The sequence below is a fragment of the Streptosporangium sp. LJ11 genome, assembly GCF_051918945.1.
In the GTDB taxonomy this organism is placed as follows: domain Bacteria; phylum Actinomycetota; class Actinomycetes; order Streptosporangiales; family Streptosporangiaceae; genus Streptosporangium.
The window spans coordinates 1-3,989 of the sequence record NZ_JBPXMB010000072.1 but is presented as its reverse complement, the minus strand read 5'-3'; the positions used below and the strand labels follow the sequence as shown (position 1 = coordinate 3,989).

The 3,989-nt window shown below is 71.4% G+C and carries 1 protein-coding gene; it reads left to right on the top strand.

Annotated elements, in window-relative coordinates; translation table 11 throughout:
• Positions 1 to 3,989 (top strand): type I polyketide synthase (locus ACTOQ3_RS43335; RefSeq protein WP_440089890.1); only part of this gene is annotated, 3,989 nt, incomplete at both ends.

Here is a 3,989-nt window from a genome sequence, read left to right as displayed (position 1 = left end):
GAGCCGATCGCGATCGTGGGCATGGCCTGCCGCTACCCCGGCGGCGTCTCCTCACCAGAGGGTCTGTGGGACCTGGTCGCGCAGGCTCGGGACGCGGTGGGCGATTTCCCGTCCGATCGTGGCTGGGACGTGGAAGGGGTATACGGCCCGGAACCGGGCGCACCGGGAAAGAGCTACACGCGACAAGGCGCGTTCCTGTACGACGCCGCCGACTTCGACCCCGGGTTCTTCGGGATCAGCCCGCGTGAGGCCCTCGCGATGGATCCGCAGCAGCGGTTGCTGCTGGAGGCGTCGTGGGAGGCGATCGAGCGGGCGGGCCTGGATCCGGTGGGACTGCGCGGCAGCCGGACGGGCGTGTTCGCCGGGGTGATGTACCACGACTACGGTCTCGGTACCCCCGCCGCGACCAGCGGTGGAAGCCTGGTGTCCGGACGGGTGTCGTACACCCTGGGCCTGGAGGGCCCCGCGGTCACGGTGGACACGGCGTGCTCGTCGTCGCTGGTCGCGCTGCACTGGGCGGCGCAGGCGTTGCGCTCGGGTGAATGTGATCTGGCCCTGGCGGGCGGTGTCACGGTCATGTCGACGCCCGGCATGTTCATCGAGTTCTCCCGGCAGCGTGGCCTGTCGGTGGACGGTCGGTGCAAGGCGTTCTCCGCGTCGGCGGACGGTACCGGCTGGGGCGAGGGCGTCGGCATGCTGCTGGTCGAGCGGCTGTCGGACGCCCGGCGCAACGGTCACCACATCCTCGCCGTCATGCGCGGCAGCGCGATCAACCAGGACGGCGCGAGCAACGGCCTGACCGCCCCGAACGGCCCGGCGCAGCAGCGGGTGATCCGCCAGGCGCTGGCGAACGCCGGACTGTCGACCGCGGACATCGACGCCGTGGAAGCGCACGGCACGGGCACCACCCTCGGCGACCCGATCGAGGCCCAGGCCATCCTGGCCACCTACGGCCAGGACCGGCCCGAGGACCGGCCGCTGTGGCTGGGGTCGCTGAAGTCGAACATCGGTCACACCCAGGCCGCCGCCGGTGTCGGTGGCGTCATCAAGATGGTGATGGCTCTCCGCCACGAGCTCCTCCCCAAGACCCTGCACGTGGACGAGCCAAGCCCGCACGTGGACTGGTCGGCCGGTGCGGTGGAACTGCTCACCGAGCCCGTGCCCTGGCAGGAGAACGGGCACGCCCGCCGCGCGGCCATCTCGTCTTTCGGGATCAGCGGCACGAACGCGCATGTGATCATCGAGCAGGGTCCGGTGGTGGAGTCGGAGCCCTCCGGCGTCGAGCTGCCGGTGACGCCGTGGCTGGTCTCGGCCAAGACTCCCGAGGCGCTGCGGGCGCAGGCCGGGCAGCTCGCGTCGTGGGTGGAGGAGCGGCCTGAGCTGAACCCGGCCGATGCGGCCTGGACGCTGGCGACGGGCCGGGCGCTGCTGGAGCAGCGCGCGGTGGTGGTCGGCGCCGACCAGGTCGAGCTGGTGGCGGGCCTGCGCGCCCTGGCCGAGGGCACGGCGACGCCGGGTGCCGCGGCCGGTGGCGGGTTGGCGATGTTGTTCGCCGGTCAGGGCAGCCAGCGGGTGGGCATGGGCCGTGAGCTGGCCGCCGCGTTCCCGGTGTTCGCCGACGCCCTGGATGAGGTTTGTGCGTTGTTGCCGGGGTCGGTGCGTGAGGTGATGTTCTCCGATCCCGATGGTGTGCTGGGTGAGACGGGGATGACCCAGCCGGCGCTGTTCGCCTTCGAGGTCGCTCTGTATCGTCTGCTGGCCTCGCTGGGGGTGACCCCGGATGTGCTGGTGGGTCACTCGGTGGGGGAGATCGCCGCCGCTCATGTGGCGGGCGTGCTGTCGCTGCCTGATGCGTGTGCGCTGGTTTCCGCGCGGGCGCGGTTGATGCAGGGGCTGCCGGAGGGTGGGGCGATGCTGGCCGTCGCCGCTCCTGAGGCGGAGGTCCTTCCGCTGCTGGAGGGCCGCGAGGATGTGAGCATCGCGGCGGTGAACGGCCCGGCCTCGGTGGTGATCTCCGGTGACGAGAGTGCGGTGGAGGAGATCGCCGCCCTGGTGAGTGCCCGCACCCGACGCCTGCGCGTGTCGCATGCCTTCCACTCGCCGTTGATGGAGCCGATGCTCGCCGAGTTCGAGCAGGTCGTCTCCGCTCTGACTTTCAGTGAGCCGGCCATTCCTGTCGTCTCCAACGTGACGGGCCGGCCCGCCGAGCCTGGCCTGCTGACCGACCCGGCGTACTGGGTGCGGCATGTGCGCGAGGCGGTGCGCTTCGCCGACGGTGTGGCCGCCTGCCAGGCGAGTGTGTTCGTGGAGGTCGGCCCGGATGGGGTGCTGACCGGCCTGGCCCAGCAGAGCGTGCAGGACGGTGTGTTCGTCGCGACCGCTCGCAAGGACCGGGACGAGGTCCGGACACTGGTCGAGGCACTGGGCCGGCTGCACGCTCACGGCGTGGGAGTCGACTGGCGAGCGATCCTCACCCCGAGAGCACAGGTCGACCTGCCGACGTACGCCTTCCAGCACGAGCGGTACTGGATCCCCGCGCTGACCGATGCCGGAGACATGAACGCCGCCGGGCTGGGCGCGATCGATCATCCGGTGTTCAGCGCCGTGACCGAGGTCGCCAGCGGCGAGTCGGTGATCTTCAGTGGTCGCTTGTCACCCACCACGCAGCCGTGGCTGGCCGATCACCTCGTGGGTGGTCAGATGCTGGTTCCGGGGGCGGCGCTGGTCGAGCTGGCCATCCGGGCGGGCGACGAGGTCGAGTGCTCCTACCTGCAGGAACTGACCATCCAGGCGCCGCTGGTGGTGCCCGCCCAGGGTGGGGTCCAGATCCAGGTGGTCATCGGAGCGGTGGAGGAGTCCGGAGCACGTCCGCTGACGGTCCACTCCCGCTCCCAGGACGCCGCCGGATGGACGCAGCACGCACAGGGCCTGGTGACCGCCGAGCTGCCGGTGGCGGCGTTCGAGCTGACGCAGTGGCCTCCGGTGGACGTGCGGCCGGTGGTGGTCGATGGTCTGTATGACGATCTGGCGGCGGTCGGTCTGGAGTACGGGCCTGTCTTCCAGGGGGTGACGCGGGCGTGGTCGCGGCCGGGTGAGGTGTTCGCCGAGGTCGCGCTGCCCGAGCAGGCGCATGGGGACGCGGTGCGGTTCGGGGTGCATCCGGCCCTGTTGGACGCGGTGTTGCACGCCAGCGCGCTGGGCGATCTGCTGCCGGAGGCCGAGCCGGGCAGGCCTTTCCTGCCCTTCTCCTGGTCGGGTGTGTCCCTGCACGCCACGGCGGCGACCAGCCTGCGAGTGAAGATCATTGGTACGGGTGGCACCAGCATGGCGCTGACCATCGCCGATGGGGCCGGTGTGCCGGTGGCGGAGGTCGAGGCGCTCACGTTGCGTCCGTTGTCGACCTCCGACCTGGCCGCCGCGGGTGATCGCGGCTGGTTGCACCAGGTGGGCTGGACCGCCATCGCGGCCGGGACGAGTACAGAAGTACCCCGCTGGGCGGTGCTGGAGGCGGGGGCCGGCCTGGATGCGGTCATCGAGGTGCCCGAGGCGGTGCTGGTCACGATCCCATCTGGCGGTGAGCTGGGTGTGGTGACGCGTGAGGTGCTGGCCCTGGTGCAGCAGTGGCTGGCCGAGGAGCGGTTCGCCTCCTCGAGGCTGGTCCTCGTCACCCACGGTGCGGTGGTGGCGGTCGCGGATGAGGTGCCGGACCTGGCGCAGGCGGCGGTGTGGGGTCTGGTGCGAGCGGCGCAGGCCGAACAGCCCGGCCGACTCGTACTGCTGGACCTGGACACCGACGCCCTCGACGCGGACACGGTCGCTCAGGCGCTGGCCACGGGCGAGCCACAGGTCGCGGTACGGGACGGGCACCTGCTGATGCCAGGGCTGAACCGCACCGTGGACCGTGGCGAGGAGCGGTCGGTGTTCGGTCCGGAGGGCACGGTGCTGGTCACCGGCGGCACCGGCGGGCTGGGCGCGGTCGTGGCCAAACA